Source organism: Streptomyces sparsus (assembly GCF_054776295.1).
Window position 1 is genome coordinate 1 of record NZ_BAAHCA010001511.1, and the last position, 760, is coordinate 760.

Here is a 760-nt window from a genome sequence, read left to right on the forward strand (position 1 = left end):
CGACGCTGTGGCCGGCGACGGCCTGGACGGCGCCGGGTGCGGTGCCGTCCAGCAGCGCCTGCGTGGAGACGAGCCCCGCCGCGACCAGCAGCGGCTGGGCGACGGCCGTGTCGCGGATCTCGTCCGCGTCGGCCTCGGTCCCGTAGCGGACAAGGTCGAGCCCCGCCACGTCGGACCACGCCTTGAGGCGGTCCGCCACACCGGGGAGTTCGAGCCAGGGAGTCAGGAAGCCGGGCGACTGGGCGCCTTGGCCGGGAGCGACGAGTACGAGCACTCTCACACTCTCTCTTGTCAAGGGAGGTCCCCACCGGTGGGGACCGAGACGAAGAACGGTCGGGGGAATTGTGGACCCCCGACAAAGTGGCGCGTCAACCCTGGAGCCGGCCGTTGTCGTCGGCAAGACGTCCGAGGATCAGTGCGATACGCAGGGTGAACGCCGAGCGTACATCGGAGGGTGACCACCCGGTGACGTCCGTCACACGTCGCAGCCGGTAGCGCACGGTATTGGGGTGCACGAACAGCATTCTGGCGGCGCCCTCCAGACTGCTTGCCTGCTCCAGGTAGACGCTCAGCGTCTCCAGCAGCGCCGAGCCCGCCTCCTCCAGCGGTCTGTAGATCTCCTCCACCAACAGGTCACGTGCCACCGGGTCACCCGCCATGGCGCGCTCAGGCAGCAGATCGTCGGCCAGCACCGGCCGGGGAGCGTCCGGCCACGCCGCGCACGCCCGCAGCCCCGCCGCGGCGGCCTGCGCGGAGCCCG

1 protein-coding gene and 1 pseudogene are annotated in these 760 nt (G+C 71.2%); both read right to left on the reverse strand.

The window, feature by feature from the left end; translation table 11 throughout:
* Positions 1-274: pseudogene (locus ACYVE9_RS29315) on the reverse strand (ACP S-malonyltransferase); the annotation flags it as partial.
* Positions 275-368: 94 nt separating this feature from the next.
* On the reverse strand, positions 369-760 hold a 392-nt coding region (locus ACYVE9_RS29320), incomplete at its 5' end, for a PucR family transcriptional regulator (protein ID WP_461030908.1).